This window comes from Rhizobium sp. PEPV16 (assembly GCF_008919455.1).
Classification (GTDB): domain Bacteria; phylum Pseudomonadota; class Alphaproteobacteria; order Rhizobiales; family Rhizobiaceae; genus Rhizobium; species Rhizobium leguminosarum_Q.
The window spans coordinates 200661-204185 of sequence record NZ_VSZV01000310.1 but is presented as its reverse complement, the minus strand read 5'-3'; the positions used below and the strand labels follow the sequence as shown (position 1 = coordinate 204185).

Annotated in this window: 4 protein-coding genes and 1 pseudogene; 3 read left to right on the top strand and 2 right to left on the bottom strand. The window is 62.8% G+C overall.

Going from position 1 to position 3525, the window contains the following annotated elements:
* Positions 1–122 (top strand): annotated as a pseudogene (locus tag FY112_RS37895) (TetR/AcrR family transcriptional regulator); the annotation flags it as partial.
* On the opposite strand, the gene nth reads toward FY112_RS37895, so the two are convergent.
* Positions 87–893, bottom strand: a complete 807-nt coding sequence (gene nth, locus FY112_RS18015; RefSeq protein WP_181018239.1) for an endonuclease III — start codon at positions 891–893, stop codon at positions 87–89. The pseudogene FY112_RS37895 and the gene nth sit on opposite strands and share 36 nt — an antisense overlap.
* Between nth and FY112_RS18010 the strand changes: the two genes are divergently transcribed.
* Both FY112_RS18010 and FY112_RS18005 read left to right on the top strand, forming a co-directional pair.
* Positions 892–1389, top strand: a complete 498-nt coding sequence (locus FY112_RS18010; protein WP_017962185.1) for a DUF2244 domain-containing protein — start codon at positions 892–894, stop codon at positions 1387–1389. The genes nth and FY112_RS18010 overlap by 2 nt on opposite strands.
* 179 nt (positions 1390–1568) lie before the next feature.
* Positions 1569–2441 carry a bifunctional helix-turn-helix domain-containing protein/methylated-DNA--[protein]-cysteine S-methyltransferase gene (locus tag FY112_RS18005; RefSeq protein WP_026158894.1) on the top strand — a complete coding sequence of 291 codons (873 nt, stop codon included), beginning with the start codon at positions 1569–1571 and terminating at the stop codon, positions 2439–2441.
* Positions 2442–2473: 32 nt separating this feature from the next.
* Here the strand turns inward: FY112_RS18005 and FY112_RS18000 are convergent, their stop codons facing one another.
* Positions 2474–3499 carry a sugar-binding transcriptional regulator gene (locus FY112_RS18000; protein ID WP_017962183.1) on the bottom strand — a complete coding sequence of 342 codons (1026 nt, stop codon included), beginning with the start codon at positions 3497–3499 and terminating at the stop codon, positions 2474–2476.
* Positions 3500–3525 lie beyond the last annotated feature (26 nt).

Genomic DNA, 3525 nt, shown 5'->3' with positions numbered 1-3525 from the left:
CGCTGCTATCGGCAGCCTTCGATCGCGCGGTGATCGCGATCGAGGCGGGCGCCGAAAGGCGGCATTACGAGCAGGCGATCGCTGTTCTACTCGACGGCCTCGCCGATCATCTGCGGCGGTAGCTCGACCAGCGGCGCCGGCACATCCCAACTCTTCTCCGGCGATTTGCAGAGATCGGCGATGATACAGCGCTCGCATTCGGGCCGGCGCGCCTTGCAGGTGTAGCGCCCGTGCAGGATCAGCCAGTGATGGGCGTGATAGAGGTAATGGCTCGGGATCACCTTCATCAGCCGCGCCTCGACCTCGTCGGGCGTCTTGCCGGGGGCAAGCCTGATGCGATTGGCGATGCGGAAGATGTGCGTGTCAACGGCCATCGTCGCTTGGCCGAAGGCCATGGAAAGCACGACATTGGCGGTCTTGCGACCGACGCCCGGCAACCTCACCAGTTGCTCGCGGGTCTCCGGCACCTTGCCGCCGAACTGGTCGACCAGCATCTGCGAGAGCGCGATGACGTTTTTCGCCTTGTTGCGATAGAGGCCGATCGTCCTGATGTAATCGCGCAGCCGCTCTTCGCCGAGAGCGAGCATCTTTTCCGGCGTATCGGCGACCTTGAAGAGCGCGCGCGTCGCCTTGTTGACGCCAACATCGGTCGCTTGCGCCGAAAGTGCCACGGCGACGACGAGCGTGAAGGGGTTGGTGTGCTCGAGCTCGCCTCTCGGTTCCGGCCGCTGCACCGAGAAGCGGCGGAAGATCTCCTCGCGCTCGGCCAGCGAATAGGCCGTGCGCACCGCGGCCGCCGGCTTGCGGCGGGCGATCACATTCGCGCCCTGCGGCGTCTTGGTAACGGATTTGAGTTTCGGATTCGCCATGGAAACTCTATAATCAGCAGCCATGACGGAAAGCAACGCCGACAGCTTCAATGAGCAGCCTGTTTTCGCTGCCGAGCTCTTTCCCCACCGGTCGCTCGGCCGCCGGGGCTTCAAGGTGCTGCTTGCCCTATCCGGTGCCGTCTGCTTGCTTTACGGCACGTTCTTCATCGCGACGGGGGCCTGGCCGATCGGCTTGTTCTTCGGAGTGGATTTTCTGCTTCTCTACGGCGCCTTCTGGCTGAATTACCGCTCCGGGAAAGCGCGCGAACAGGTGACAGTATCGCGCACGGATGTGTCGGTGCGCAAGTTTGCGCCCTCGGGACGGATGGTGGAGCATCATTTCAATCCGTTCTGGACGCGCTTCCTCGTTCGCCGGCACCAGGAGATCGGCATCCTTTCCATGCATATCTTCGGCGAAGGCCGGCGCACGGATATCGGCTCCTTCCTCAATCCCGATGATCGCGAAAGCTTCGCCAAGGCCTTCAAAGGAGCGCTGGCGACGGTCAAGCAGCGGATCTGAGCTAGAGCGGTTCAGCTTTTCACGGAAGCGCAGAACCGCTCTAGCTTTTGTTTTTACGCAATTCCGGACGGAAAACCGCTTCGCACTTTTCCTGGCATTGCTCTATCCAGCGGATGCGCAAGAATCGGGTGGTTTGCTTATCCCCTATTGACTATCTCCTTGTTACAAGGAGAAAGACGATGAACATGATTGCCAACCTGCAGACAGACATCACGCCTGACGGCCCTGATTATGACATTGTCCGTCGGGTGATCGAGCTCATCACCGAGGATTACCGCGACCAGCCTTCGCTGGAGGCGATCGCGGCGCGGCTCAACCAGTCGCCGACCCAGCTGCAGAAGACCTTCACCCGCTGGGCCGGGCTGTCGCCCAAGGGCTTTCTGCAAGCGGTGACGCTGGATCACGCCAAGCGGCTGCTGCGCAAGGAGGACATGCCGCTGCTCGAGACCTCGATCGAGGTCGGCCTTTCCGGGCCGAGCCGCCTGCACGACCTTTTCGTCACCCATGAGGCGATGTCGCCCGGCGAATGGAAGGCGAAGGGCGGCGGCCTCACCATCCGCTACGGCTTCCACATCTGCCCCTTCGGCGTGGCGCTGATCATGGTGACCGACCGCGGCCTTGCCGGCCTTGCCTTCAGTGATTCTGGCGACGAGAGGGCCTGCCTCGAGGATATGACCTGCCGCTGGCCGAACGCCTGTTATGTCGAAGACCTGCAGGCGACGGTTCCCTATGCCGCCCGCATCTTCGAGCCCGGCAAGTGGTCCTCGGACCAGCCGCTGCGCGTCGTGTTGATCGGCACGGACTTCCAGGTGCGTGTTTGGGAGAGCCTGCTGAAGATCCCGTTCGGCAAGGCCGTCACCTATTCCGATATCGCCAACGATATCGGCCGGCCGACGGCGCAGCGCGCCGTAGGTGCGGCGGTCGGGGCAAACCCGATCTCCTTCGTGGTGCCTTGCCATCGGGCGCTCGGCAAGAACGGGGCACTGACGGGCTACCATTGGGGCCTCACCCGCAAACGGGCGATGCTCGGCTGGGAATCGGCGCACGCCTGAGGGGGTTCCCAGGCGGAGCGGCGTGTCGCCGCTCATCGCTCCGGCACTTCTCCTCGCTGGGGAGAAGAAGCTGGCAGTGATGTCTCGGCCAGTCCCAGCAACGCCCGTGCAGCACTTTCATCGGTGATCAGCGTGTTACAGCCGATGCGCTTGATCGTCGCACGGATCGCCACGGCCCGATGGGCGCCGCCGGAGGAGAGCACGATGTGCTTTGCCTCTTTCAGCGTGTCGAGATCGACGGACATGACGCGCCGATTGATCGAGTGGTCGACCGAATTGCCGTCCTTGTCGAGGAAGTTGAACATCGTGTCGCAGACGCAGCCGGCATCGATCAGTTCCTGCAGCTCGGCCTTCGAGATCCAGCCCTCCGACAGCGAGGTCGAATGCGGGCCGATATCGCCGCAGCTGACGATCGCCAGATCAAGGTTCTCGGCGAGGCGGTAGATCGTATCCAGCCCGCATTTCTCGATCAGATTGCGCTTGGTCTCGATGGAATCGACGAGAAGCGGCGCCAGGAACATGTAGCATTCGGCGCCGAGCTGATTTGCCAGCCGCCATGTGTAATCGATCGGGTTCGTCTGATGGACGGCGACGATGCCGCCGAGCAGCGAGACGACCTTGCAATTGGCGCGGCGCGGCGGCCGGAAGCTCGACAGCGAGGCGGTCATGGTGCGGCCCCAGCCGACGCCGATGGTATAGTCGTCGGGGATGGCTTCGGAGAGGAACTGGCCAAGCGCCAGGCCGACATTTTTAGCCAGCGAATTGACGTCGCCATTGACCGGCGCAGGGACGACGATCGCCTCGTCGAGGCCGTAGGCGCGCTCCAGCTTCACCGAAAGTTCAACGCAGTCGCCGATGGAATCGTTGATCCAGATCTGGACTTCGCTGCGCTTCATCGCCTCGTCGAGCAGGCGGATCACCGTCGTGCGGCTGATGCCGAGCTGTTCGGCGACGTCCTTCTGGGTCAGGCCCTCGTTGTAATAGAGCCACGCCGCCCTGAGCCGCAGCGAGGATGCCTCCGAATAGGCCGTGTGCGTGCCGCGTTTGAGCTTGACCACATCTCCTCCGCACGATTTCCTGCCTC

Bases quoted from the DNA above. Each gene is read 5' to 3' on its own strand.
- FY112_RS18010 (WP_017962185.1), top strand. From the start codon at position 892: ATGACGGAAAGCAACGCCGACAGCTTCAATGAGCAGCCTGTTTTCGCT.
- nth (WP_181018239.1), bottom strand. From the start codon at position 893: ATGGCTGCTGATTATAGAGTTTCCATGGCGAATCCGAAACTCAAATCC.
- FY112_RS18005 (WP_026158894.1), top strand. From the start codon at position 1,569: ATGAACATGATTGCCAACCTGCAGACAGACATCACGCCTGACGGCCCT.